Here is a 25,203-nt window from a genome sequence, read left to right as displayed (position 1 = left end):
GTTGCGAGTCCGATGCGCGCGGACGCCTAGTGGTGCGCGGGTTTCGCGCGAAGTGCGTGAACCGAGAACATCCGCCGCGCGTCAGTCCAGACCTTGTCCGGCATCCAGCCGGCGCAGCGCGCCAGCTCCTGAAAATGTGCGACGCTGTATTTATAGCTCGACTCGGTGTGAATGCTTTCACCGGCGCGGAACGCAATGTCGTGGCCGAGAAGATGCACGGTCTGCGGCGCGAGGCTCACCAGATGCATCTCGATACGATGCGCCGCGCGGTTGTAGATCGCGCGATGTGAGAAGCGCGAAATATCGAAATCGCCGTCGAGCTCGCAATTGATGCGGAACAGGACGTTCTTGTTGAAACGGCTGGTGATCCCGGCTTCATCGTTATAGGCAGCCTGCAGCGTGCGGTCGTCCTTTTCGAGATCGACGCCGACGATGAACGTCGCGCCGGGACCCAGGATGTGGCGCGCGATCGTGAGAAACGCGCAGGCATCCTCCGGCTCGAAATTGCCGATGGTCGAACCTGGAAAGAACCCGGCTTTCGGCAGTGAGGCGACTTCGCGCGGCAGCATGAACGGGTGAGTGAAATCGGCGATCACCGGATGAACGGCGAGGTGCGGGAGGTCGTTCTTCAGCGCCTCCGCCTGCCGGGTGAGGAACGCGCCGGAAATGTCGACCGGCACATAAGCGGCGATGCGACGATGCGCCAGCAGAAGCCGCGCCTTCGCGGTGCTGCCGGCACCGAACTCGACAAGTGCTGCATCTTTCGGCATGGCGGCGACGATCTCATCGCCGCGTTCCTGCAGGATCGAGAGCTCCGTGCGCGTTGGATAATATTCCGGCAGCCGCGTGATCTTCTCGAACAGGTCCGAGCCTCTCTCGTCGTAGAAATATTTCGGCGGTAGACTCTTGTGCTCCGCACTCAGCCCGCGAACCGCATCTCTGGCAAACGCCGGATCGATAGAGTGGCGCTTGTCGGCCGGTGCGGAAACGTGAACATTCATGCGTTACTCCGTTAGTGAATGCGAGAGAGGTCGTTAGTTGGCGTAATCGGCGAGCCGCAGCCCGGTGAACTGCCAGCGATGGTGCGGATAGAAGAAGTTGCGGTAGCTCACGCGTGCGTGCCCTTCGGGCGTGGCGATCGACGAGCCGCGCAGTACGTACTGGTTCACCATGAACTTGCCGTTGTATTCGCCGAGCGCGCCTTCGATGGCGCGATAACCGGGATAGGGTGCGTAGGATGAGCGCGTCCATTGCCAGACAATGCCGTAGGCATCGTCGAGCAGCCCCGCGCGGGCCGCGACTTCCCATTCCATTTCCGTCGGCAGATGCTTGCCGCTCCAGCGCGCGAACGCATCGGCCTCGTAATAGCTGATGTGGCAGACCGCATCGTCAGGATCGACCGGTTTCAAGCCAGTGAGCGTCATGATGTGCCAGCGATCGTCGATGAAGCGCCAATGGCCGGGCGCTTCCCAGCCTTCGCGCTCGACAGCGGCGAAACCGTCCATCAGCCACAGCGTCGCGGTGCGATAGCCGCCGTTCTCCATGAACGCGAGCCACTCGCGGTTGGTGACGAGATGGCGTGCGATTTTCACCGGGCCGACAAGTGCGCGGTGAGCCGGCTTCTCGTTGTCGAAGTGGAAGCCGTCGCCTTGATAGCCGATGGTATGGATGCCTTCGGTGAGGGAGGCCCAAGACTCACTCGATGCCTCGCCCGTACGATGAGGCTGCGGTAGCGCCCAGCTTGCGTCATAGGCGGGCGGGATCGGGTTCTGCGCGAAGGCATGCAGGATGTCGGTGTGCATCAACTCCTGATGCTGCTGCTCGTGGTTGAAGCCGACTTCCATCAGGGGAGCGATGGCGGTCAACGTCGCCTCGTCCGCGTTCTCGAGAAACGCGATCATCTCCGCGTCGACATATTGGCGATACGCCGTGACCTCGTCCGCACTGGGGCGGGTGAGGTGGCCGCGTTGCGCACGCGTGTGCCGGGGTCCCGCGCTCACGTAATAGGAATTGAACAGATAAGCGTAGTCGGGATGGAAGACCTTGTAGCCCGGCCTGTGCGGGCCGAGCAGGAACTGCTCGAAGAACCATGTTGTGTGGGCGCGATGCCATTTCGCCGGGCTCGCATCCGGCATCGACTGGATCAACTGGTCCTCGGGCGACAGGGGTGCCGCGCGCCGCTCGGTCTCGTCGCGGACGGCACGGTAGGTGTCCGCGAGCGCGCGCGAGAGGGAGATTTTGGAAAACGCCGACGCAACGGACTGGCCGGAGGCCGCAGGAGATGGATTTGTCACGAATTTCTCCGGTTTGGAGAAAAACAGTGTTTCACCCGCTTAGTTCCGCAACAAGTTCGTCTGTCTCATGGCGGAGACCGCGGCCATGCTACCTTGCGCCTTTTGGCGTGGTTTGCGGCGAAAACGGCTCGAATTGAGGCCTCAAGACGCAGTTTTCATGCGCGATTTCGTTGGATGGACGTTCGATTCTGGCTACATATATAGCGAGGCGGGAGCCTGCCGATGACCGTGACATCGGAGGCCAAATCCACGCCAAGGGATAAAACGATGAGCATCGAGCAATTTATCGACAATGAAGTGAAGTCGAACGACGTCGTGCTGTTCATGAAGGGCACGCCGCAGTTTCCGCAGTGTGGATTCTCGGGTCAGGTGGTCCAGATCCTCGATCACGTGGGCGTTCCCTATAAGGGCCTGAACGTCCTGGATTCGACCGATCTGCGGAACGGCATCAAGGATTACTCCAACTGGCCGACCATTCCGCAGCTCTACGTGAAGGGCGAGTTCGTCGGTGGTTGCGACATCGTGCGTGAGATGTTCCAGAACGGCGAACTGCAGAAGATGTTTACGGAGAAGGGCGTCACCGTGCGCCAGACCGCCGGCTAAACATTCATCGCTTGGCGATGGGCTCGCTGGCTTGGGCCGCGAGCCTCCCGGCTGATACGACGCCGCGGAAGCCATGGAGATACGAAAAAGGCCGCCCCAATGGGCGGCCTTTTGATTTGGTGCCGTTCGTGCGGATTAGCGCGAATAGAATTCGATGATGAGGTGCGGTTCCATCTGAACCGGGAAGGGCACTTCCGAGAGGCTCGGAATGCGCGTGAACTTCGCGGTCTGCTTGCCGTGATCGACGTCGAGGAAGTCGGGCACGTCACGCTCGGCAAGCTGGTTGGCTTCGAGCACCAGAGCGAGCTGCTTGGAGGCGTCCTTGACCTCAATCACGTCGCCAACCTTGACCTTGTAGCTCGGAATGTTGACGCGCTTGCCGTTCACCTTGATGTGGCCATGGTTGATGAACTGGCGGGCAGCGAACATCGTCGGCACGAACTTGGCGCGATAGACGATGGCGTCGAGGCGACGCTCGAGGAGGCCGATCAGGTTCTCGCCGGAGTCGCCCTTGAGGCGGGTCGCCTCGACGTAAACGGCATAGAACTGACGCTCGGAAATGTTGGCGTAGTAGCCCTTGAGCTTCTGCTTGGCACGGAGCTGCGTGCCGAAGTCGGAGAGCTTGCCCTTGCGGCGCTGGCCGTGCTGGCCGGGGCCGTATTCGCGCTTGTTGACGGGGCTCTTCGGGCGGCCCCAGATGTTCTGGCCCATGCGGCGATCGATTTTATACTTCGCCTCATTGCGCTTAGTCATCGCGTCCTCTTTCCATAAGACAGTTGAGTTGAGGAAACGCGCCCTCCTGTGTTGCGGGAAATCCCGCAACTGACAGGCCGTCCCCATAAGCATGACAGGGCCGGCCACGGGTCGCGAAACACAACGCGGGCCGAAAAGGCCCGCGAGCAGGGGTGTTCTTAAGGAGAAAGCGCCGCCAAGTCAAACGTTTAAGGGCTGGAAAGCGGGGCTTTCAGGAGGCGTAGGGCGACACCGTTCCAGCAAGATTATCAAGCGATTTCAACGAATTGCTCGGCGGGCCGTCAGACGGCTTGGGCTTCAGGCGAAATCCAGCGCGTCTGCGCCGAAAAAGGGACGAAGTGCAGTCTCGAGCGTGGCGGTCGGCGCGCGGCCGGAGGTGAAGAGGAATTTTGCCGGAGCGGCGCTTCGGTCGGCCTGCGGGCCGATCAGCGACACGACTCGCCGGGCAATCGCGGGTGCGGGGTCGATCCACGCCACCGGCCAGGGCGCGATCCGCTGGATCTGCTCCAGAAGCAGCGGATAGTGCGTACAGGCGAGCACCACGGTGTCGGTGCGGGGGCTATCCTCGACAAAACATGCGGCGATCTCGGCGCGAACGGCATCGTCGCTGATCGCCTCGCCGCGCAGCGCTCGTTCCGCAAGGCTTGCGAGGTTTTCCGCGCCGACCAGCGTCACGTCGCAGCCCTGTGCGAAATTGCGGATCAGTGTGCGGGTATATTCGCGCTTCACCGTGCCGCGCGTGCCCAGTACGGAGACCTTTTTCGTTTTCGAGGCGGCGCAGGCGGGCTTGATCGCCGGGACCGTGCCGACGAACGGGACCGAGTAGGCCTTGCGCAGATGGTCCATCACCAGCGTCGAGGCGGTGTTGCAGGCGATGACAACGAGGTCGGGGCGGTGTCGGTCGATCAGGTCGCCGATCAGCGGCACAACGCGGGCGATGATCTCGTCTTCCTCATGCTGGCCATAGGGGAAGAAGGCATCGTCGGCGACATAGGTGTAGGCGGCATCCGGGCGCGCCGCCGCAATCTCGCGCAGAACCGTGAGGCCGCCGAGGCCGGAATCGAAAACGAGAATGGCGCGCGGAATCGACACGATAGAAGAATAGCGGGCGGAGGTTATGAATGGGTTTCGCGGGTGCCCGGCGCGGCCCGCCAAACCGCTATACTCCGATTTGGAACAATTCCAAGGTCTTGCCTCGGCATTCGCTTGTTCATGCCGTCCATCTGTGGCTTTTCGTCGATCTTACCGATGACGAACAAGACTCTGAACAACACGGCACGAACCTGGGGCGCGGTGGCGCGGGCTTTCCATTGGGGGCTCGGCGCGGCCATCATCGGCATGATTGCCTATGGTTGGTGGATGAACCATTTCCCGGCGCGGGCGGATCGCTTCTTCTATCGCTCGATCCATGCCGATATCGGCTACCTCGTGCTGCTGTTCACCGCACTGCGCCTCATCTGGAAAGTGGCGAACCCGACGCCCTCGCTGCCGGAAAAGACGCCAGCCTGGGAGCGGACACTCGCGCGTTTCAATCAATGGTCACTCTATGCGCTGACCATTCTGGTAGCGGGATTGGGCTGGGCACATTCAGGCGCGCACAAGCCGGACTATGCGGATTTCTTCGGCCTGTTCCGGGTGCCGCAGTTCACGGTCGAGAACCGGGCCGCGTCACGCTTTTACGAGCACTGGCACATCTATATCGCCTACGCGCTGCTGGCGTTGATCGCGCTGCATGTGCTGGCCGCGCTCTACCATCGTTTCATCAGGAAGGATGGCGTGCTGGAGCGGATGATCGACGGCCGGGCATAGAGACCGGACCTGCTGATTAGGAGTCCGCTGCTCTAAATGAGCTAATCGCTTGTGGTTGAAACGCGATTGAGCAGCCGTCCGAGCAGCACCAGCCCCTGCGGCCACAGGCCGAGGCGGGAGACGCCATTGAGATGGCCAAGCGCGCCGGCGTCATGGAAAGCCGAACCCCAGTCCGATGCAAATGTGCAGGCGCGCTCCAGCGTCACGAACGGATCGTCGCTGCTCGCAACCGTGATGGTGGGGACGGGAAGTCGCGTGCGGGGCAGCGGCGCAAAATTCCGGATTGTATCGGGCGTGTGATCGGTGGACTCGACATCCGAAGGCGCCACCAGAAACGCGGCCTTGACGCGCCCAGGCTCGCGCGAGGCGAGCCAGTGCACGGCAAGCGCAACGCCGAGGCTGTGCGCAATCAGGATCGCGGGGCGCTTGCCTTGGGCGACGGCATTGTCGAGCCGCGCCAGCCAGTCGGGCAGTTGCGGTGTATCCCAGTCGTCCTGCAGCACCCGCGAGGCGTTCGGAAACGCCATCGACCAATGCGACTGCCAGTGATCGACCCCGGAATTGCCGAGGCCCGGCAGCAGCAGAAAGTCAAAGGCATCGCAGGAGGGGATCATGGCGGGCTTGAAGGGCAGCGGCTGTGACACCGCTGCCGGGGATCGTGGGGTGTCCTTCGTCAAGCAGCGCCGAACACGCGGTTGAAGATCGTGTCGACGTGCTTGAAGTGATAGGCGAGGTCAAATTGCTCCTCGATCTCCTTGTCGGACAAGTACTTTTTAACGTCCTCATCCTTTTTCAGAAGTGACTGGAAGTCACCTTCGCCGCGCCAGACCGGCATCGCATTGCGCTGCACGAGCTTGTAGGCGTCTTCGCGCGAGGCGCCCTTCTGCGTCAATGCAAGGAGAAGCCGCTGCGAGTGGACGAGGCCGCCGAGGCGGTCGAGGTTCTTCTGCATGTTCTCCGGATAGACGAGCAGTTTCTCGATCACGCCGGCGAGGCGGTTGAGCGCGAAGTCGAGCGTCACGGTGGCGTCCGGGCCCATCATCCGCTCTGCGGAAGAATGCGAGATATCGCGCTCGTGCCAGAGCGCGACGTTTTCCAGCGCGGGCGTCACATAGGCACGGACCATGCGCGAGAGGCCGGTCAAGTTTTCTGTCAGTACCGGGTTGCGCTTGTGCGGCATCGCCGAAGAACCCTTCTGCCCCTGCGAGAAGAATTCCTCCGCTTCCAGCACTTCGGTGCGCTGCATGTGGCGGATCTCGATCGCGAGCCGCTCCATCGAGGCGGCGACCACGCCGAGCGTTGCGAAGAACATCGCGTGACGATCGCGCGGGATCACCTGTGTCGAGATCGGCTCGACGGTGAGCCCCATCGCCTTGGCGACATGAGCCTCCACGCGCGGATCGATCTGCGCGAAGGTGCCGACCGCGCCGGAGATGGCGCAGGTCGCGACTTCCGCGCGCGCGGCGACGAGGCGGGCACGGGCGCGGGTGAACTCGGCATAGGCATAAGCGAGTTTGAGGCCGAAGGTGACAGGCTCGGCATGAATGCCATGCGAACGGCCGATGACCGGCGTCAACTTGTGCTCGAACGCACGGGTCTTGAGCGCTGCCAGCACGCGGTCAAGATCGGCGATCAGAAGATCGGCGGCGCGGGTGAGTTGCACGTTGAGGCAGGTATCGAGCACGTCCGACGAGGTCATGCCCTGATGCACGAAGCGCGCCTCGGGACCGACGATCTCGGCGAGGTGAGTCAGGAAGGCGATGACGTCGTGCTTGGTCTCGCGCTCGATCTCGTCGATGCGCTCGACGTTGAAGGTAACGCCCTTGGCCTTCTCCCAGACCTTCTTCGCCGCATCCTTCGGGATGGTGCCGATTTCGGCCAGCGCATCGGCGGCATGCGCCTCGATCTCGAACCAGATTTGGAAGCGGGTCTGGGGCTCCCAGATCGCGGTCATTTCGGGGCGGGAGTAGCGGGGGATCATTCGTGCATCCTGTCAGATTCAAGCCGTCATGCCCGGCCTCGTGCCGGGCATCCACGTCTTCATTTGATTCAACCCAAGCAAGGCGTGGATGGCCGGGTGAAGCCCGGCCATGACGACAGCCTGGTGGTTAGACGTTCACACCACTTCGCCGCGTGCGATGGCGGCAGCGTTGCGGATAGCGGCGATGTTCGCCTTGTAATGTTCGAACGTGCCGCCCTTGAACACGGCCGAGCCGGCGACAAGGGCGTTTCCGCCCGCGGCGGCGATCTGCGCGGCATTGTCGGCGGTGACGCCGCCGTCGACCGTGATGTCGATGGGCCGGCCTGCGCACATCGCGCGGATGGTTGTGATCTTTTCCAGCACGGTCGGGATGAAGGATTGGCCGCCGAAGCCCGGATTGACCGACATCACCAGCACGATGTCGACGAGATCGAGTACATATTCAATGGCGTTAGCAGGCGTTGCTGGGTTGAGCGCAACACCGGCCTTCTTGCCGAGCGCGCGGATCGCCTGCAGCGAGCGATGCAGATGCGGCCCGGCCTCGGCATGGACGGTGATGTGGTCGCAACCCGCCTTCGCGAACGCCTCGAGATAGGGATCGCAGGGCGCGATCATCAAATGCGCGTCGAAAATCTTGTTGCTGTGCGGACGCATCGCCTTGATGACGTCCGGCCCGTAGGAAATGTTCGGCACAAAGTGGCCGTCCATCACGTCCAGATGCAGCCAGTCGGCGCCGGCGGTATCCGCGGCGCGGACTTCCTCGCCGAGCCGGGCGTAATCCGAGGCGAGAATTGAAGGCGCAATGATCAGCGGACGTAGAGCGGACGGCTGGGACATGGGCACCGGCGTGTAAGCACTGGGACAGGAGCCGGGGGCGGAATGCGCCCTTCCGGCGGATGGCGTTTCGCTATCATGCCTGCGCCCCGGGCGCAAAACGGGATTGGCGCCTCTCACCGCCAATTGCGGCCTCTCAGCCCTTTCGTATCGGCATTTTCTGCCCGCGTTCGGCAGCTTTTGCCGGATGGCGCGCGGCTCTCGCGGAGAAAAGGGCCGATTTACCGGCATTTTCCTCCGGCACGACAATTGCTGGAACTCCTGTGGGGCCGCGCATGCGCGGCGGAGGGAGTATGGCCATGTATCTGGCTTTGGCCGGTGCCGCATCCACAGCGCTCGATCTGCTGTCGTCGCTCGCGGCATCGAAATCGTCATCCACGAAGCCGGGGACGGGGGTCGTCCCTTCGGCATCGAATTCTTTCAGCGTGCCCGGCGCGACGGCGCCCACCACGACGGCTTCGGCGTCCGCCACATGGGGACGGAGCGGGGTTCTCTCGACCGATACATGGAATGCGCTGACCGCGGCGGAACCGCAGGCCGGCACGCAGCAAAGTCTTTTCGCGCGGATCGACACCAATAGCGATGGGGCGATCTCCCAATCCGAATTCCGCGAGCAGCTTGGCGCGGGCGGCACGAATACGGCCGCAGCCGATAAGGTTTTCGCCGAACTCGATGCGAACGGAGACGGCTCGGTCAGTGCTCAGGAGCTTGCGGCGGCGCTTCAGGCGCGGAAGGCAAGCCGCAACGATGCGGACGTCAAGGGCAACGATCCGGCCGCTGCCGCTTCGACCTACAACGTCATGAGCAGGCTCACTCAGGGCCGTTTACCGACGGCGACGAATTCCGCAACCGGAGCAGTTCAGGTCTAACGCGCAGAATGCGCGTTTAACGTCCCACCCGCACCCACACACGCGGTATCAGTGCGCCCGGCGTCTATGTAGCAATACGTGACGCCGGGCGATTTTTATATCTCGCTAACGATGCCGCCCACGTAATGCCCGCAGGTTCGCGTGGCGGGTGGCATGTTGCGGAAAGCGTTAGTGTGCGGAATTCTGTTGGCTCTGTTGCGCCCAGTGTGGGGCGCGGACGAGCTTGCAGCCTCGTTGCGCTTGCGCGGTGGCTTCGATTCCAATCCGCAGTTCTCGAACGGCACCGGCATTGGCGGCTCGGCCTTCATCGCTACCGATGCCTCGCTTGTCGCCGCGCATAAGGATGGAGACATTGGATTAGGCCTCGCGGCGGAAGCAAGCCGGACCCAGTACGCCAACCCCGACGTGGTCTCCGCGTTGAACGGCAAGGTCATCATTCGCGGCATGTTGGGCGGCGATGATCTTAATCTCAGTTCGGTGACGACGATTTCTGACGTCAGCACCTACAACCTGCGCTCGTCCGATCTGATCCAGTCGGTGAAAGGTGAGGCAAAGATCAGCTCATTCAAGATGTTCGTCACGGCCGAGGGCGCGCGTTCAAGTCTCAACCAGACCAATGCGATCTTTCAGGACTTTCTGCCCGAGGCGCAGCAATATCTGCGCGGCACGGTGATCCCGGGCATTGCCTATGTTCATGGCAAGTTCGAAGTCGGTACGTCAGTCAATGTGTCGGTGCGGCGCTATGCGCGCGAGTTCGATGTATTCGGCTATCGTCGCGATAACGAACGGGTCCAGCCGTTCGTCTTTGCGAAATACGCCGATAAGGATTTCAGCGTGGCGGGCTCGCTGTCGCAATTGCGCGGCACATGGCACGATCCGGATTTCAGCGATGTGAGGGCGCTGCTCTACGACGGAAAGCTGCACTGGAAGCGTGATGCTTTCACGCTTGATCTCGCCGCATGGCGCCGGGCGAACGAGACGACGTTCCCGATTTCCCCGATCACGATCGATGCGGCCTTCACCGGCAAGCTGTCCTGGGCGGCGAGCGCGAACTTAACGCTTAGCGCTGCCGCGGGCTATGCGACGACGCGATATCTCGATTCCCCGTTCGAGGCGACGACACGCAGCATCGCTTTCGGGGGCGTGTACGATCTCGGGAATGATTATGCGTTGGGGCTCGATCTCACCTATGCGCAGGGCGTGCTGATTTCTGGCGATAACGCGAATGCGTTGATCCTGTCGTCCTCAATCACCAGGAAATTCACGCCGCTTGCACAAGGTACCGACAGCAAGACCGGGACGAAGACCTTTGGCAAGCTGCTTTAGCGGTTTAAGGATCGCAGCAGAAGTGCGGATGGGAAAGCTCCCATCCGCGGGATTGGCGGGCCTCCATTCAGTAGCCGCAGCCGCAGCCGCCGCCATGGCCGCCGCCGAGAGCACCACCGCGGCCGAGCACGGCGCCGAGGATGCCGCTCTTGCCGGTGGTGACGCCCGTGTTGACCACGAGCGCGCTACGACCATTGAGCAAGCCCAGCACGCCGCTCTTTCCGGTTAGCACGTTCGCGCTGAGGCCGATGCCGTTTCCACTCTTTGCAAAGCTCGGGGTCGCGGCGAAGGCGGCGGCTGCAACGGCGAGGACCAGAATCTTTTTCATGACGTTTCTCCACTGTTGACGTGCACGATCTGTGCACGCCGGCAACCGTGGAGAGAGCAGGAGAGGGTGCCAATCGGATTGGCGAACTAACCTTAAAACCTACGGGAAGAAGCGTAGACGGTTCATCTCGAGCGTCACAACGCTACTACCCTTCAGGGCGGTATCGGGAACCGGTTTTGTTAACTCGTCAGAATTCGCATCTATCTAGCTCGCCTGGCGGTGTACGCGGGTGACTTCACGATAGGCATATTGATCACGAATCTCGCGATTGAAAAATCCGCCGCGCGATGAGGCGTGGCTGAACGCCGAGAACTTCTCCGGCGGCACGTCGAAATAGACATACTCGCGGCCGGAGACGAACGTCACCCACAATTCGCGATCGGTCGGGTCGTAGATAATGCGGCGAATCGCAGTCGAAGGCATGAGGCAGACTCCACGCGCTTTCTCGTTGCAGAGATAACGCATGAAGTGCCTCGCGGTTCGAAGCGCCGCGGGCAAAAAGGAACCCGGCGGGAAGGTCGGATTTCCCGCCGGGCCGTGGGTACTTCCGCGAAACGCGTTACGGGCGCGGAAGGATCTTGTCGCCGTGGCCCATCGTGGGGTCGGCCTTGTCGCTGAACATCAGCACCGCGATGGCGCCGGAAAGGGCGGCGCGCATCGAGTGGTTGACGAGAGCGTAGGCGCCTTCCTTCGGCGAGATGATATCGAAGGTTGCGGCGTCACCGGGAGCGACGGTGTAGTTCTGCATCCCGACCATGACGTTCTTTGGGTTGCCCGAGGGATAGACACGGTCCCAGATGCCGGCAATCGGGTGGAAGCCGGAGAACTCGTTCGGGCCGGCGTTGACCATATAGATACGCACGCGCTCACCGGGCTTGGCTTCCAGCGTTTGCGTCGCGTTGACGTCATGCACCGGATCGTACTGGAACGGTACCGCGTTGAACGCATCGTGCTGCCAGTTGTTCGCCATCATCCCTTTGACGTCCTCGGGATTGTCGAAGGTCTGATGCTCGACGAGGATGTATTCGCGATCTGCCTTCGGCATCGCGTTCGGGTCTTTCGGGTCGATGATGATCGCGCCGATCATGCCGCGCGCGATATGCTGGATCATCGGGTCGGCACCGCAATGGTAGAAGAACACGCCGGCGTGCTCAGGGACGTACGAGAAGGTTTTGCTCTCACCGGGCTTGATCGGTGCGAAATCCCCCATCACGTCAGACTTGGCGGCATGCATGTCGATCGAGTGCGAATTCTTGTTGGCCTTGTCGTTCTTCAGCGTGAATTCGATGGTGTCGCCTTCGGTCGCGCGGATCACAGGGCCGGGGATCTGGCCGTTAAAGGTCCAGCCGATGGCCTTATGCCCTTCATTGTCGATCACCACCTCGACTTCCTTGGCGATCAGTTCAACCTTGACTGTCTTGCCTTGCGTAGCCTTGGCCTGGGTGGCGGCCGGTGCTTCGGCAAGTGCAACGCTGATCGGCGCCGCTGAAAGAAGCAAGGCCGTCGCAATCCCTCCGGCGATCGCGGCTGTCTTCAAATATGTCGTACTCATTATAGGCAGTCTCCATTTTGTAGGTTCGAGAGTGGATTGCACCGTCATCAGGTCCCGCACTTGCAGACCTTGCGGAGGTACTTCACCATCTCGGTAATCTGCTTGTCGGACAGCACCGCGCTCCAGGTCGGCATCAGCGCGGATTTGTTGACGGCGAGGCCGCCGTCCTTGATGGCTTTGAACAGTTCTTCATCCGGCGTATCGCCCATGCCCTTGGTGTCGGTATGGTCGCGCGGCCGCACGGACAAGCCCGGCAGGTTGACGCCGGTGCCGTTGCGCTTCAGGCCGTGGCACTGTGCGCAATAGATGTCGTAGACCTGTTCGATCGGCGGATCGGCGCGGCCGATGTCCGGCGTGAGGATGAGCGCGGCCGCTGCAAGCGCAGGCGCGAGCGCGAGGCGAGTCCAGCCGCGTGCGGCCGGCATGCGATGATTTGCAAAAATCCTCATTTCTTGTCTCCCCGGCCTTGGACCGACAGGTATGCGGTGAGCCTCTGAATGTCCTGATCCTTCAGGGTCAGCGTCGGCATCCAGATGTGCGGATCGAAGCGCTGCGGATCGGCGGTGTAGGCCGCGATGAAATCGGGCTGCAGCCGCGCGCCGGCATTGGTGAGTTCGGGGCCGGAGAATCCGCCCTTGCCGTCTTCGCCTTGGTGGCAGGTGATGCAGCCACGCAGCTTGGTGAAGGCAAGCGCACCCATTCGCGCGCCGGCAGCATCACCCTTGAACGCACCCGCGGGCACGAGGTCCGGTGTCTTCAACGCCATCAGCGCAGCGGTGGCGCTTTCAGCCGCCGCTTTCGCAAGCTTGGGGTGCGCCGTTATCTTGGAGGCATCCGGCACATCGTGTTCGGGCCCTTCCTTGATGACCTTGAAGTAGGGGTAGCCCGCCGGGCGGATCGGCTTCGGATCCTGCAGCCAGGCCGTAAGCCAGTCGGCGTTGAACTTGCTGCCGGCGTACCAGAGGTCCGGCCCCTTGCGGTTGATGATGCGCTCGATCGACGTATCGGTCGGCTTGGTGAGTGCGTGGCACGAGGCGCAACTGGCGTCGAGCTTGTCGGCGGCGTGTGCCGTGCTGAGCAGAGCTGCGGTGATGACCGCAGTTGCCAAAGGCAGTTTGTTTTTCATCTTGGTTTCCTCAATCGGCACTACGGTGCCGGTACTCCTTTGAACGCGGAGCTCTCGTGCATGCCGAGCGGCTTCTTCAGCGACTCCTCGTAGTAGAAGTCCGGCACGAATTGCTTGTTTTTCCAGCTGTAGAAGGACTGCTCCTTCACCGGGATTTCCTGGTACTCGATCGTCGTCATCATGCCGCCCATCGGCGACTTGCCGTTCACGGTGTGACGGTCGACATGGTCGTGCACCATCCAGATGCCGGGATTATCGGCGCGCAGAATGAGGTCGTAGCGCTCGCCTGGGCCGAACAGGATCGTGTCAGCAAGGTAGGGGTTGGCGAGCGGGCGGCCGTCCTTGGCGTAGACTTCGAAGTCATGGCCGTGAAGGTGGATCGAGTGAATCTCGTCGCCCGCGCCGATCAGGCGAATGCGGATGACGTCGCCTTCTTTAATGCGCAGCGGCTGCGTGTCGGGGAAGGCTTTGCCGTTGATGGTGAAGTAGTCGGCTTCATCGCCCGGAATGCCGCCCTGACCGGGCTTGTTCGCCCAACTGGAGACCCAGCTGGAGAACATCATGATGTAGTCCTTGGTGACTTCCTTCTCGACCGCCGGCGGATCTTTCGGGTCGACGATCAGCGGTCCCCACATGCCACGCATCGCAACGTGCTCGTTGACGTTGACGTGGCAGTGGTACCACATCGTCCCCGAAGGCTCGGCCTTGAAGCGATAGGTGAAGGTTTCACCTGGTGCGATCGCGGGCTGCGTCGTGTCCGGCACGCCGTCGTTCTTCCAGCTTCCGCGCTGGAACATGCCGTGCCAATGGATCGTATGCGGCAGCGTCGTCTGGTTCTCGACTTCGATTTCGAGATCGTCGCCTTCAGTGACGTGGATCAGCGGTCCCGGTGATTGGCCGTTGAATGAGAAGGTGTGGAAGGTCTGTTTGTCCACCAGTGTGAGGACGGTGTCCTCAATCGTCATCGAGAAGTGGCGAGTCTCGGCGAGAGCCGGAGAGACGAACAGTGTCAGTCCGGATACGAGCGCAGCAGAAACCAGGGTTTGAATAGGCAAGAGTCGTCCATTGCCAGTCATAGCGGGCCTTTAAGATACATTTATAGATGTTTAAGAGCGAAGCCGCAGAAAACGCCCGGCGGGGAGAGGGGAGGAGCCGCCGGGCGCTTCCTGTTAGGCCCCCGAAGATGTGGAAAGACGTTTCATATCGATCCCCAAATCGAACTTGATGGCCGGAACTCTGTCACTGTTGTTGAGTCAAAGCAATATTTAAAATACATCTTTTAGCGATACAGTGACATTTATCATAGCGTCGTGAGGCGACGTTTCATGATCTCACATCCCTGCAACGCACAACGCCTCGAGCGTGAGTCGGCTGATGCCGACCTGCTCGGCGGCTTCAGGCATAATCTGCCACAACCGTTCGTACCAGAGCGGATCGTTGCCGACGGTACGCATCAAGCCGACAAACTTGACGAGTGCGGGCTTCGCGCGGCCGTTCTGCAGCATCCAGCGCGCCATATAGAATCGCGCGACCAGATCGTTTGGATCGGACTGCAGCGCGCTTTCAAACTCGATGCGCGCACGCTCGCTGATCTCGCCATTCTGCGACAGCGCAAGTGCCTCGCCGAGTGCGACGCGGAGCGAAATGTTGGTTTGATCTTTTGCGATCGCACGCTCGAAAGCCGGTACGGCAAGCCTCGGCAAGCCGCTTTGCAAGAGCGAGCCGCCGACAACAGCCCATGGTTGTGGGGCTTTGAAGGTTAGCAGGTCAGGCAGGTCCGGCAGATTTGCGATTGGCTTCGGCACAGTCGTCGCCGCGCTGTTGAGCTCAGTCGTGATGCGATGGGTGGTAAGGGGCGGCAGCCGTGTCAGCGCGATGGCGGCAACGGCGCCTACACTGATGCCGGCAACAGCTGCAGCGAGATAAATCCGCCAGCCACTACCCGGACTGCGCAGAAAGAAAGCCATTTGCGACTCCACGAAAACGCGGTTGTCTCTTACGGCTTCCAAATTAAGATGTAAACGAAATATATGTTATTGCACTGCAGCTAGGAGATGCAATGAGCGTGTCATGTGCCGAAGCGATCGCGCCAGGCCGGCAAAGTGTCGGCAAAGGGCAGGGCATGTGCCTCGTAGACGCCGCGGGCAATGGCTCGTGCAACGACATTTGCTGCGAACATGCCGAGTTGCGTCAGGCCATAGAGCGGCTCGACCGGTTTATCCCCAAGCGATACGGCGAACACGATGTCGCCGTCGAGCGGCGCGTGGGCGGGATAGATCGCGCGGGCGAATCCGGTCTGGGCAAGAATTGCGAGGCGGCGAGCCTGCGGCTTGGTCAGAGCGGCATCGGTTGCGACGACGACGAGCGTGGTGTTTTCGCCGGCGCGCGCGTTGTCCGCGCCTTTGAGCCTTGCCGTCCGCATGTCGGGTGTGAAGGCGGGCGGCAGGCCGCGGCCCCCGAACTCGCCGTTCTCTTCAAACGGCGCGGACCAGAACCACGGACCGTCGCCGACAGTCACGGTGCCGACCGCGTTGACAACGGCAAGCGCCGCAACCGTGATGCCGTCAAGCACGGTGGTAGAAGCGGAGCCGAGCCCGCCTTTATAGTTGGCGGTGGTCGCACCATAACCCGCGCCGGCATTGCCGAGCGCAAAGTCGTCCGTTGTGGCGTTCTCCGCAGCGGCGAAGCCGAGATCGCGATAGGGCGAGAAGCGGCCCCATTTCTTGTTGCCGCCGTTGAGAAGATCGAACACCACCGCGCCTGGCACGATCGGCACCCGCGCATCGCCGATGGCAAAGCCGCGCCCCTGCGCCGCGAGCCAGGCCTGTATGCCGCCGCCGGTTTCCAGTCCGAAGGCAGAGCCGCCGGACAGTGCGAGCCCGTCGATCCGCTCGACGGTGTTGGCGAGATCGAGCAGGGCGCTATCGCGCGTGCCGGGTCCGCCGCCGCGGATGTCGAGCGCTGCAACTGCCGGTGTTTCAAACAGGATCGCGGTCGCGCCGGAGGCGAGAGCCTCATCATGGGCATTGCCGACGCTGATGCCTGCGACATCGGTGAGCAGATTTCTCGTCATCATGGTCTCCTGAACCGGAAATCCCGCGAATCCTTAAAGCGCGTGCGCCTTTTGTTACTGGCACGGAATCGATCACACGTAAAAGTGAGACCTTGCCTTTCCACGGACGATAGAGGCATCTAGCCCCATGATTCAGAGCATTTCCATCCCCACGGCGCTGTTCGCGGGCCTTGTCAGTTTTCTATCGCCCTGCGTGTTGCCGCTGGTGCCGGCCTATCTCGTCTATCTCACCGGAGCGACGGTCGAGCAGGTCGCGAGTGGCGAGAAACCTGCGGCGTCGCGCCGCGCGGTGTTGCTGAGCGCGCTCCTGTTCGTGCTCGGCTTCTCCACGGTGTTCGTCGGGCTCGGTGCAAGCGCGAGTGTCATCGGCGGCGCGCTGCGGCGCTGGTCGGCCGAACTGTCGATCGTGGCCGGCATCGTCATCATCGTGATGGGGCTGCATTTCCTCGGCCTGACGCGGATCGGATTCCTGATGCGCGAGGGCCGCCTTACGGTTTCGAAGCCGATGGGGCTGTGGGGCGCCTATGTGATGGGCCTTGCCTTCGCATTCGGCTGGACGCCCTGCATCGGCCCGGTGCTCGCGGCGATCCTGTCGGTCGCGGCTTCGGAGGATACGGTGCAGAAGGGCGCGCTGCTGCTTGCGGTTTATTCCGCGGGGCTCGGCATTCCGTTCCTGCTCGCCGCGGTTCTGATCGAGCGCTCGTCTTCGATGCTCGCGCGGCTCAGGCGTTATCTTCCGACGGTCGAGCGCGTGATGGGCGTGCTGATGATCCTTGTCGGCATCGCATTCTTGACCGGCGCGGTGTCGAGCTTCGGTGTGTGGCTGCTGGAGACGTTCCCGGCGCTGCAAAGCATCGGGTAAAGGCCCTCTCCCGAAGGAGAGAGCCTGACCACTCGTTTAGTTGGTCAACTCGGCGTAGCCGCCCTTGTCGTCCCACTTGTAGACGACGTAGCCGGTCTGCTTGATGTCGCCCTTGGCATCGAACGACAGCGGGCCGATCACCGTATTCCACTCACCGGCCTTGATAGCGGTGATCACCTTCTGCGGATCGGTGGTGCCGGCCTTGGCTGCGCCCTGCGACCAGACCTGGAAAGCTGCGTAGGTGTAGAGCGTGTAGCCTTCCGGATCGATATTCTTCGCCTTGAACTTGTCGACGATAGCCTTCGCATCCGGACGGTTGCGCGGGTCGGGGCCGAAGGTGAACAGCGTGCCGGCGGCAAGCGGGCCGGTGATGGAGGCGAATTCCTTGTCGTTCAGCGCATCGCCTGCCATCATCACCGTCTTGAGGCCCTGATCGCGCATTTGGCGCAGGATCAAGCCTGCCTCCTGATGATAACCGCCGACATAGACGAGATCGATGTTCTCGCGCTTCAGGCGAGACACGATGGAATTAAAGTCCTTGTCGCCCTTGTTGTAGGACTCGAACAGCTTCTCCTGGACGCCGCCTGCGTTGAGCGCTTTCTTGGTCTCGTCCGCGAGACCTTTGCCATAGGTGGTCTTGTCGTTGAGGATCGCGATGTTCTTGCCGGCGTAATTCTTGATGAGATACTTTGCGGCGGCGCTGCCCTGCTGGTCGTCACGCCCGCAGACGCGCAGCACGTTCCACAGCTTGCGCTCGGTCAGAAGCGGGTTGGTCGAACCGGGGCTGATCTGAAGAACGTTGCCGTCGGCATAAACTTCCGAGGCCGGGATCGAGGAGGACGAGCAGTAATGTCCGGCCGAGAACACCGTGCCCGAATTGGCGAGCTTCTCCGCTACGGAACGAGCCTGCTTCGGATCGCAGGCATCGTCCCCGATCTGCAGCGCAAGCTTCTTGCCAAGCACGCCGCCTGCGTCGTTGAGGTCCGCAACCGCCTGTTCGGCGCCGTTGCGCATTTGCCGGCCGAAAGCGGATTCGCCGCCGGTCATGGGGCCGGCGACGGCGACCGGGATGGTTTGAGCCGTGGCCTGCGCCGAAAAGCCGAACAGCGCCACGCAGGTGACGGCGAGCAAGCGGGTTGGGATCATGCGAGTCATTCCCTCGATGGACAATTGAAGATGGGGCGGGAGGTTAGTGGCGAACGGCCGGGCCGCCAAGTCGTTCTGGGCCGCCGCGTCACTGATAATTTTACGCAGGGTTTGGTTGCTGCGGTGCATCTTGTCGCAGTTTCCAGCCGAGCGGGCCGTGGGGTTCATAAAGCCAATAATATTGCCGCACTATCTGCCGCGCGCGGGTGTGCTGAAAGGAAAGGCAGATCAAGCTCAGCAGAATGGCCGCTTCGACAACCCATGGCAGCGGGGCAAGCAGCGGTTCATCGAACAGCGCGAAATGCACGAAGCGCACCGCCATCGCCATCGGAATGGTAGCCAGAATGGCGATATGCATGCCGCGCCAGGTACGGGCAATGGCACGCCCGGCAAGCCACGCGCCGCCGCCTCCGAGGATAAGGGTGAGAATAACAGCCTGCCACCAGGCCTCGTTGATATAGAGAGCCGTCATCAGTGGCGGCCCCCCTCGAGATAGGCCGCGCGGATTTCCGGCCGCTCCAGCAGTTCGCTTGCCACCCCCGACATGGTGATGAGGCCGTTGACCATGACATAGCCGCGATGGGCCAGCCGAAGCGCGTGGTTGGCGTTCTGCTCGACGATCAGCACGGTGAGGCCGTCGGTTTCGTTCAGGGTGCGGATGGCATCGAAGATCTGGCGGGTGATGAGTGGCGCGAGACCGAGCGACGGCTCGTCCAGCAGCAACAGCCGTGGGCGGCTCATCAGCGCGCGCCCGATCGCCAGCATCTGCTGCTCGCCGCCGGACAGCGTGCCGCCGCGCTGCGTCAGGCGTTCCTTGAGGCGTGGAAACAACGTCAGCACGCGTTCGAGGTCTGCAGCGTGCTCGCTCTCGCTGACATGCGCGGCGTCGGCGCCCATCTGCAGATTTTCGGCAACGCTCATGCGCGGAAATATCCGTCGTCCCTCGGGCGATTGCGCGATACGCAGGCCCGCGAGTCGATGCGTCGGCGTGTGGGTGATGTCCTCGCCGTCGAAGATGATCTCGCCGTCGCGCGCGCGGGGGCGGCCGAAGATCGTCATCATCAGTGTGGATTTGCCTGCGCCATTCGCACCGATCAGCGCGACGATCTCGCCCCTCTGAACATCGAGGTCGATGCCTTTCAGCGCTTCGATATTGCCATAGGCGGCGCGCAACCCGCGGATCGCAAGGAGAGGCGCCTCGCTCATGCGTCCTGCTCCATGACTTCGATGGCGGCTTTCTCGTCGGCGCCGAGATAGGCGGCAATCACCTTCGGGTCGTCGCGAATTTCGCGCGGCGTGCCTTCGGCGATCTTCACGCCATAGTCGAGCACCACGATGCGGTCGGCGATCTCCATCACCACCGACATGTCGTGCTCGATCAGAAGAATGGATGTGCCGTGTTCTTTACGGATCGCCAGCAGAAGCTCGCTCAGCGCCTCGCCCTCGCGCGCGTTGAGGCCGGCGGCTGGCTCGTCGAGGCAGAGCAGCGCGGGCTCCGAGCACATCGCGCGCGCGATCTCGAGCCGGCGCTGATCGCCATAGGGCAGGCTGCCCGCTGCATCATCGGCGCGAGCGGTGAGGCCGATGCGGTCGAGCCAGTAGCGTGCGCGTTCGATCGCATCATGTTCGGCGGTGTGGAATGTCGGTGCACCGAGCAGGCCGAGGAAGCTGAAGCCGGACGCGCGCATCAGGCGATTGTGCTGCGCGACCATCAGGTTTTCGAGCGCGGTCATGCCCGCGAACAGGCGAATATTCTGAAATGTGCGCGCGACCTTCGCGACTTTCGAAACACGGTAGTCAAGAAGCCGCTCCAACAGGAATTCGCGGCTGTCCGCATGCGTGAGCCGCAGCATGCCGGTGGTCGGCTTGTAGAAGCCGGTGATGCAGTTGAACACCGTGGTCTTGCCCGCGCCGTTCGGGCCGATCAGTGCGGTGATATCACCGCGGCGCACGTCGAACGACAGATCGTTGACGGCAACGATGCCGCCGAAGCGCATCGAGAGGTGCTGCACTTCGAGGATGGAGGCGGGCGCGGTCATCGGCCCTCCTTCACAAGCTCGGAGGAGACCGTGGTTGGTTTGCCGAGAAACAGGGTCGGATCGCGATGCGCGATCAGGCCGCGTGGTCGCCAGATCATCAGCAGCACCATTGCCCCGCCGAAGGCCAGCATGCGGAATTGCTCGAAGCCGCGGAACAGCTCGAACCCGCCGATCAGCGCGAGCGAGGATAGCACGACGCCGAGCTGCGAGCCCATGCCGCCGAGCACGACGATCGCCAGCACCAGCGCGGATTCCTGGAACGTAAACGACTCCGGGCTGATGAAGCCTTGTCGGGTGGCGAAGAATGCGCCAGCAAAGCCGCCGAACATCGCACCGATGGCGAAGGCGGTGAGCTTCGTCGTCGTGGTGTTGATGCCGAGTGCACGGCAGGCGATCTCATCTTCGCGCAACGCTTCCCATGCGCGGCCGATCGGCAGGCGGCGCAGGCGGATCGTGACCCAGTTGGTCAGCAACGCCAGCGCGAGGATGATGTAGAACAGCAGCACGAGGCGGTGCGTCGGCGAGAACGGAATGCCGAGTTGCGCGGCGAGGCCGTTCGGCCCCGGCGTCAATGGAATGCCGAACAGGCTCGGGCGCGGAATGCCCGAAATGCCGTTGGGGCCGCCGGTGACATGCTGCCAGTTCAGCAGCACGAGGCGGATGATCTCGCCGAACGCCAGCGTGACGATGGCGAGATAATCACCGCGCAGGCGCAGCACCGGAAAGCCGAGCAGGATTCCCCAGAATGCGGCGAGGATGCCGGCGAGCGGCAGGCAGACCCAGAACGACAGGCCGAAGGTGGTTGACAGCAGCGCGTAGGAATAGGCGCCGACCGCGTAAAACGCGACGTAGCCGAGATCGAGCAGGCCCGCGAGGCCGACGACGATGTTCAGGCCCCAGCCGAGCATAATGTAGGTGAGAACCAGAATGCTAAGATCAAGCATGTAGCGCTGATTGTAGAAAATCACCGGAGCCAGACATGCGAAGATCAGAAGCGCGGGTACGACAAGGCGGCCGAGGGTCGTCAGGCCGCGCTTGGCGCTTTCGGGCAGGATCGGCGCATGATGCCGTGCGGAAAACCATTGCCGACCAAGCTCGACGAGGATGCTGCCCGCAAAGACCAGCACCACCATCATCGCGAGGTCGCCGAACCGCGTCCAATAGATCAGTTGTCCGGTCGGGCCCGCGTCGGTGCGGATGCCGATCATCAGCGAGAACAGCACCAGCGCGATGGCGGCACTAAGCGACGCCCGTTTCAGGATGAAGGCCGCACCGGTGTGCGGAGCGCGTTTGGGTTTGGGTGCGGGGAGCGTCTGGTCGGTCACGCGGCCGCTCAGACTTTTTCGACTTCGGGACGGCCGAGCAGCCCGGTCGGCATGAAGATCAGGACGACGATCAGGATCGAGAAGGCGGCGACGTCCTTATATTCGGATGAGAAATAAGCCGACCACAGCGTCTCGATGAGGCCGATGGCGAGCCCGCCCAGCATGGCGCCGGGCAGCGAGCCGATGCCGCCGAGAACCGCAGCGGTGAACGCCTTGATGCCGGCGACGAAGCCCATGAAGAAATCGACGACGCCATAATAGAGCAGGTACATCATGCCCGCGACGGCGGCGAGCGCGGCGCCGATCACGAAGGTCATGGAGATGGTGCGGTCGACATCGACGCCGAGCAGTGATGCCATCGTCTGGTCCTGCTCGCAGGCACGCATGTCGCGGCCGAGCCGCGTGCGCGTCACCACCCACGAGAAAATTGCGAGCAACACCACGGTCGTCAGCACGACGATGATCTGGATGTTGGAGAGTCGCACCACGAAGCCGTTGCTCTCAAAGAGCGTATAGCCGCCGGTCACGATCGGCGGCACCGGCTTGACGCGTGCGCCCTGGGCGACCTGCGAGAAGTTCGACAGCACGAACGACATGCCGATGGCCGAGAGCATTGGCGCGAGGCGGAAGGATTGGCGTAGCGGCCGATAGGCGATCCGCTCGACCGTCCATCCATAGAGTGCGGTGATTGCCATCGCGATCAGCACGACGAGCAACAGCACGAGCGGCACGGCAGTCATGCCGAGCGAGACCAGCACCAGAAACGAGATCAGCGCAATGAAGCCGCCGATCATGAAGATGTCGCCGTGGGCGAAGTTGATCATGCCAACGATGCCGTAGACCATCGTGTAGCCGATCGCGATCAGCCCGTAGATCGAGCCGAGAACCAGTCCGTTGATGAGTTGCTGGGCGAAATAATCCATCGGCTGCCGTGTTGGCGTTGTCGTTCGGCGTCACCGGCTCCGGCAGCCAAGACGTTGGAATGGGACATTTTTTATCAGCGGGAACCGGGTGCGGCAACTGCGGCGGCGTGTCTGATGCGGTGTTGTGGAGGATATCGCGGGATCACGCATTCCTGAGACGGAACCTGATTTCGTTCGGAACGAAGTTTGCGGATGGCAATTGAGGGGGCGTTCAACAGGAGATTTCCTATGTCGAACCAGAACCAGCAGTCCCAGCAGAACCAGAAGCCCGGCCAGCAACAGCAGGGCGGTGGCCAGAAGGGTGGCCAGCAGCAACAGCAGCAGGGCTCCCAGCAAGGCGGCCAGAAGAGTGGTCAAAAAGGCGGCCACTAGCCGGCTGTGGAAAACTTCACTGAAAAACTTGAGGAAAACCCCGTTTCGCACGGGGTTTTTTTCTTGGTCTCGGCCATTGGCCCAGCCCGTTAACGTAAACAGACGGTTTATATTGCCCGCTCCTGGCCTGCGTGGCACCTGCGCTAGAGGCCTTCTCAGGGGCGCGAAGGGGTGGGCGATGAAGGAATGGCGGCTTGGCATATTCAACGGAATAATGCTCGCCTGCTACTTCATCCCGGCCTGGACCATTGCCGCGCTTCGCATTGTGATGTCGCCCGTTCGCGGGATGTATGAACCCGCCAATATCGCACCTGCGATGTTCGCCAGCGATCACCTTGCGTGGTCGGCGCTGGGGCTCGCGCGCTTCGCGTGGCTGTTTGCATTGTCGCGCGTTCTGGTCGTGGCGTTTTTCTTCACGTTTCTGCTGCTCGTCATTCGCGAAGCGCTCTCCCATAAGCGCGGCGCGGAGGAAGCGCTCGGCTTTGCGCTCGTCTTCGGCAGCCTCCTTTGTTTCGGCTGCATGGTGGCGGCGTCGCTCGTCGGTGAGGCGGCTGCCGTCAGGCTGCACGCGACCGAACTTTTGCTGCTGCTGGCAGCAGGCATCGTGATGATCGTCGAAGGCAGTGCGCATGAAGCGCCGCGCACGATCAACGTGCCGGAGCGCGTATTCCCTGCCGGCCGGCCGGCTTGATCCGGTTCTCTATTGCTGCGTGAGAAAGCCCGTCACGGCTTCGTTGAAACCGTAGGCCGCTTCGATATTGGAGAGATGCGCCGCCTCCAGAATGGTCAGGCACGCATTCGGAATTCCCGCACGGATCGTTGCGGCCATCTGCACCGATGAGGACATGTCGTAGCGCCCAGCGATCACCATCGTTGGCGCCTTGATGCTTGGCAGGAGATCCCGCAGATCGAGCCCGATCAGCGCGGCGCAGCTTGCGGCATAGCCGGCGGCGGGATTGGAGACGAACATGGTGCGGATGCGGTTCACCGCTTCCGGGTCGCGGTCGCGGAACTCATCGGTGAACCAGCCGGCCATGACGCCGTCGACGATGGCGTCGAGGCCTTTCTCAGTGACCGTTTTGATCCGCGCATGCCAGGGCGCGGCATCGGGGACATGACAGGTGGTGTTCGACAGCACCAGCCGGTCGATCCGCTTCGGAGCGTTCGCTGCGACCCATTGCCCGACCGCGCCGCCGATCGAGAGGCCGCACCAATGCACCCGGGCGATGTTGAGGTCGTCGAGGATCGCGAGCGCATCGCGCCCGAAATCCGCGATGCTATAGGGTCCCGGAGGGGCGCCGGACTTGCCATGGCCGCGCCGGTCATAGCGGATGACGCGGAAGAACCGGGTGAGGGCGGCGATCTGCGGGTCCCAGACGGCCAGCGTCCCCCCAAGCGGATTGGAGAGCATCAGCGTCGGCCCGCCGTCGCGTCCTTCCACCGAGACGTTGATGAGGCAGTCCCCGGTGTCGATCATAGGCATGGCGAAAGTCTCTCACCGGCTTTGGCAAATGGCATATCTGCTAGCTTTAACAAGTAGTTATAGCTGTATATCCAATTGCGTCGGCGGCTTATATAGTTGATGTGGAAGAGGGTATCTGTGGCGTGACTCGAAGCGCAGGATATCATCGGGGAGGGCGGCTGGAACAAATCATGTTGGAGCGTGATGAGGACCTTCTGCAGACGACAGAAGGTTGGGTCAAAGCCGGCCATAGCGCAGCGCTGGCAACAGTCGTAAAAACTTGGGGTTCGGCGCCTCGCCCGGCGGGCTCGAACCTCGCTGTCAGGGCGGACGGCGTGTTTCTGGGCTCGGTGTCCGGCGGGTGCGTCGAGGGTGCGGTGATCACCGAGGCTCTCGATGTCATTGCGAGCGGGGAACCGAAGCTGCTTGAATTCGGGGTCGCCGATGAGGCGGCGTGGAAGGTCGGTCTGTCCTGTGGTGGGACCATCCGGGTGTTCGTCGAGAAGATCGAAGTGAAAGACTGATT

30 protein-coding genes are annotated in these 25,203 nt (G+C 62.1%); 8 read left to right on the top strand and 22 right to left on the bottom strand.

Annotation, left to right across the window (positions count from 1 at the left end; genetic code table 11):
- Window positions 1-26: 26 nt before the first annotated feature.
- The gene (egtD, locus tag OCA5_RS12775) at window positions 27-1,001 is read right to left on the bottom strand and encodes an L-histidine N(alpha)-methyltransferase (RefSeq protein ID WP_012562616.1); all 975 of its coding nucleotides are present in this window, start codon (window positions 999-1,001) and stop codon (window positions 27-29) included.
- Window positions 1,002-1,034: 33 nt separating this feature from the next.
- The gene (gene egtB / locus OCA5_RS12770; RefSeq protein ID WP_012562617.1) at window positions 1,035-2,294 is read right to left on the bottom strand and encodes an ergothioneine biosynthesis protein EgtB; all 1,260 of its coding nucleotides are present in this window, start codon (window positions 2,292-2,294) and stop codon (window positions 1,035-1,037) included.
- Between the two features lie 267 nt (window positions 2,295-2,561).
- Between egtB and grxD the strand changes: the two genes are divergently transcribed.
- Window positions 2,562-2,897, top strand: coding sequence for a Grx4 family monothiol glutaredoxin (gene grxD, locus OCA5_RS12765; RefSeq protein ID WP_012562618.1), 336 nt, complete (start codon window positions 2,562-2,564; stop codon window positions 2,895-2,897).
- 135 nt (window positions 2,898-3,032) lie between these two features.
- Here grxD and rpsD read toward each other — a convergent pair whose 3' ends face one another.
- The gene (rpsD, locus tag OCA5_RS12760; protein ID WP_012562619.1) at window positions 3,033-3,650 is read right to left on the bottom strand and encodes a 30S ribosomal protein S4; all 618 of its coding nucleotides are present in this window, start codon (window positions 3,648-3,650) and stop codon (window positions 3,033-3,035) included.
- Window positions 3,651-3,947: 297 nt separating this feature from the next.
- Window positions 3,948-4,742 carry a glutamate racemase gene (gene murI, locus OCA5_RS12755; RefSeq protein ID WP_012562620.1) on the bottom strand — a complete coding sequence of 265 codons (795 nt, stop codon included), beginning with the start codon at window positions 4,740-4,742 and terminating at the stop codon, window positions 3,948-3,950.
- Between the two features lie 156 nt (window positions 4,743-4,898).
- Between murI and OCA5_RS12750 the strand changes: the two genes are divergently transcribed.
- Entirely contained in the window at window positions 4,899-5,459 is a 561-nt protein-coding gene (locus OCA5_RS12750) for a cytochrome b (protein WP_012562621.1), read from the top strand.
- 41 nt (window positions 5,460-5,500) lie between these two features.
- Here the strand turns inward: OCA5_RS12750 and OCA5_RS12745 are convergent, their stop codons facing one another.
- From OCA5_RS12745 to rpe, 3 genes are all read right to left on the bottom strand, one after another.
- Window positions 5,501-6,073: an RBBP9/YdeN family alpha/beta hydrolase gene (locus tag OCA5_RS12745; protein WP_013913245.1), complete on the bottom strand. Its 573-nt coding sequence runs from the start codon at window positions 6,071-6,073 to the stop codon at window positions 5,501-5,503.
- Between the two features lie 59 nt (window positions 6,074-6,132).
- Window positions 6,133-7,440, bottom strand: coding sequence for an adenylosuccinate lyase (gene purB, locus OCA5_RS12740; protein ID WP_012562623.1), 1,308 nt, complete (start codon window positions 7,438-7,440; stop codon window positions 6,133-6,135).
- 135 nt (window positions 7,441-7,575) lie between these two features.
- A complete protein-coding gene (rpe, locus tag OCA5_RS12735; RefSeq protein ID WP_012562624.1) occupies window positions 7,576-8,277 on the bottom strand; it encodes a ribulose-phosphate 3-epimerase in 702 nt (233 codons plus the stop codon).
- Window positions 8,278-8,567: 290 nt separating this feature from the next.
- On the opposite strand from rpe, the gene OCA5_RS12730 reads away from it, so the two are divergent.
- Together OCA5_RS12730 and OCA5_RS12725 are read left to right on the top strand one after the other, a co-directional pair.
- Complete coding sequence (locus OCA5_RS12730; protein WP_244396156.1) at window positions 8,568-9,143, top strand: EF-hand domain-containing protein; 576 nt, start codon at window positions 8,568-8,570, stop codon at window positions 9,141-9,143.
- A gap of 153 nt (window positions 9,144-9,296) precedes the next feature.
- Window positions 9,297-10,469 (top strand): outer membrane beta-barrel protein, encoded by a 1,173-nt coding sequence (locus OCA5_RS12725; RefSeq protein WP_193372356.1) that lies wholly within the window; start codon window positions 9,297-9,299, stop codon window positions 10,467-10,469.
- Window positions 10,470-10,536: 67 nt separating this feature from the next.
- On the opposite strand, the gene OCA5_RS12720 is transcribed toward OCA5_RS12725, so the two are convergent.
- The 8 genes from OCA5_RS12720 to OCA5_RS12685 form a co-directional block, all read right to left on the bottom strand.
- Window positions 10,537-10,797: a hypothetical protein gene (locus OCA5_RS12720; RefSeq protein ID WP_012562627.1), complete on the bottom strand. Its 261-nt coding sequence runs from the start codon at window positions 10,795-10,797 to the stop codon at window positions 10,537-10,539.
- 204 nt (window positions 10,798-11,001) lie between these two features.
- On the bottom strand, window positions 11,002-11,220 hold the full coding sequence (locus OCA5_RS12715) for a KTSC domain-containing protein (RefSeq protein WP_012562628.1): 219 nt from the start codon (window positions 11,218-11,220) through the stop codon (window positions 11,002-11,004).
- A gap of 136 nt (window positions 11,221-11,356) precedes the next feature.
- Window positions 11,357-12,349 (bottom strand): multicopper oxidase domain-containing protein, encoded by a 993-nt coding sequence (locus tag OCA5_RS12710; protein ID WP_012562629.1) that lies wholly within the window; start codon window positions 12,347-12,349, stop codon window positions 11,357-11,359.
- Window positions 12,350-12,396: 47 nt separating this feature from the next.
- Complete coding sequence (locus OCA5_RS12705; RefSeq protein WP_013913241.1) at window positions 12,397-12,774, bottom strand: c-type cytochrome; 378 nt, start codon at window positions 12,772-12,774, stop codon at window positions 12,397-12,399.
- A 20-nt stretch (window positions 12,775-12,794) separates the two neighbouring features.
- Window positions 12,795-13,475 (bottom strand): c-type cytochrome, encoded by a 681-nt coding sequence (locus OCA5_RS12700; protein ID WP_013913240.1) that lies wholly within the window; start codon window positions 13,473-13,475, stop codon window positions 12,795-12,797.
- 20 nt (window positions 13,476-13,495) lie between these two features.
- Entirely contained in the window at window positions 13,496-14,551 is a 1,056-nt protein-coding gene (locus OCA5_RS12695; RefSeq protein ID WP_013913239.1) for a multicopper oxidase domain-containing protein, read from the bottom strand.
- Between the two features lie 255 nt (window positions 14,552-14,806).
- Complete coding sequence (locus OCA5_RS12690) at window positions 14,807-15,442, bottom strand: tetratricopeptide repeat protein (protein ID WP_012562633.1); 636 nt, start codon at window positions 15,440-15,442, stop codon at window positions 14,807-14,809.
- A 101-nt stretch (window positions 15,443-15,543) separates the two neighbouring features.
- Complete coding sequence (locus OCA5_RS12685) at window positions 15,544-16,548, bottom strand: P1 family peptidase (RefSeq protein ID WP_012562634.1); 1,005 nt, start codon at window positions 16,546-16,548, stop codon at window positions 15,544-15,546.
- A 127-nt stretch (window positions 16,549-16,675) separates the two neighbouring features.
- On the opposite strand from OCA5_RS12685, the gene OCA5_RS12680 reads away from it, so the two are divergent.
- Window positions 16,676-17,410, top strand: a complete 735-nt coding sequence (locus tag OCA5_RS12680; protein ID WP_012562635.1) for a cytochrome c biogenesis CcdA family protein — start codon at window positions 16,676-16,678, stop codon at window positions 17,408-17,410.
- A gap of 36 nt (window positions 17,411-17,446) precedes the next feature.
- Here OCA5_RS12680 and OCA5_RS12675 read toward each other — a convergent pair whose 3' ends face one another.
- The 6 genes from OCA5_RS12675 to OCA5_RS12650 form a co-directional block, all read right to left on the bottom strand.
- Window positions 17,447-18,556, bottom strand: a complete 1,110-nt coding sequence (locus OCA5_RS12675; RefSeq protein ID WP_012562636.1) for a branched-chain amino acid ABC transporter substrate-binding protein — start codon at window positions 18,554-18,556, stop codon at window positions 17,447-17,449.
- Between the two features lie 100 nt (window positions 18,557-18,656).
- Window positions 18,657-19,028 carry a DUF6867 family protein gene (locus OCA5_RS12670; protein ID WP_012562637.1) on the bottom strand — a complete coding sequence of 124 codons (372 nt, stop codon included), beginning with the start codon at window positions 19,026-19,028 and terminating at the stop codon, window positions 18,657-18,659.
- Window positions 19,028-19,762 (bottom strand): ABC transporter ATP-binding protein, encoded by a 735-nt coding sequence (locus OCA5_RS12665; RefSeq protein WP_012562638.1) that lies wholly within the window; start codon window positions 19,760-19,762, stop codon window positions 19,028-19,030. The genes OCA5_RS12670 and OCA5_RS12665 overlap by 1 nt, the downstream gene beginning before the upstream one ends.
- Window positions 19,759-20,595: an ABC transporter ATP-binding protein gene (locus OCA5_RS12660; protein WP_012562639.1), complete on the bottom strand. Its 837-nt coding sequence runs from the start codon at window positions 20,593-20,595 to the stop codon at window positions 19,759-19,761. The genes OCA5_RS12665 and OCA5_RS12660 overlap by 4 nt, the downstream gene beginning before the upstream one ends.
- Window positions 20,592-21,920, bottom strand: coding sequence for a high-affinity branched-chain amino acid ABC transporter permease LivM (gene livM / locus OCA5_RS12655; protein ID WP_012562640.1), 1,329 nt, complete (start codon window positions 21,918-21,920; stop codon window positions 20,592-20,594). The genes OCA5_RS12660 and livM overlap by 4 nt, the downstream gene beginning before the upstream one ends.
- Window positions 21,921-21,928: 8 nt before the next feature.
- Window positions 21,929-22,843 (bottom strand): ABC transporter permease subunit, encoded by a 915-nt coding sequence (locus tag OCA5_RS12650; protein ID WP_012562641.1) that lies wholly within the window; start codon window positions 22,841-22,843, stop codon window positions 21,929-21,931.
- A 228-nt stretch (window positions 22,844-23,071) separates the two neighbouring features.
- On the opposite strand from OCA5_RS12650, the gene OCA5_RS19300 reads away from it, so the two are divergent.
- Complete coding sequence (locus tag OCA5_RS19300) at window positions 23,072-23,215, top strand: hypothetical protein (protein ID WP_012562642.1); 144 nt, start codon at window positions 23,072-23,074, stop codon at window positions 23,213-23,215.
- A 178-nt stretch (window positions 23,216-23,393) separates the two neighbouring features.
- On the top strand, window positions 23,394-23,906 hold the full coding sequence (locus tag OCA5_RS12640; protein ID WP_012562643.1) for a hypothetical protein: 513 nt from the start codon (window positions 23,394-23,396) through the stop codon (window positions 23,904-23,906).
- A gap of 9 nt (window positions 23,907-23,915) precedes the next feature.
- Here OCA5_RS12640 and pcaD read toward each other — a convergent pair whose 3' ends face one another.
- Window positions 23,916-24,698: a 3-oxoadipate enol-lactonase gene (gene pcaD, locus OCA5_RS12635; protein ID WP_012562644.1), complete on the bottom strand. Its 783-nt coding sequence runs from the start codon at window positions 24,696-24,698 to the stop codon at window positions 23,916-23,918.
- 170 nt (window positions 24,699-24,868) lie between these two features.
- On the opposite strand from pcaD, the gene OCA5_RS12630 reads away from it, so the two are divergent.
- A complete protein-coding gene (locus OCA5_RS12630) occupies window positions 24,869-25,201 on the top strand; it encodes an XdhC family protein (RefSeq protein ID WP_012562645.1) in 333 nt (110 codons plus the stop codon).
- Window positions 25,202-25,203 lie beyond the last annotated feature (2 nt).

It is taken from the genome of Afipia carboxidovorans OM5 (assembly GCF_000218565.1).
GTDB classification, from domain to species: domain Bacteria; phylum Pseudomonadota; class Alphaproteobacteria; order Rhizobiales; family Xanthobacteraceae; genus Afipia; species Afipia carboxidovorans.
The sequence above is the reverse complement of the archived record's forward strand: the minus strand, read 5'-3'. Positions and strand labels throughout refer to the sequence as shown.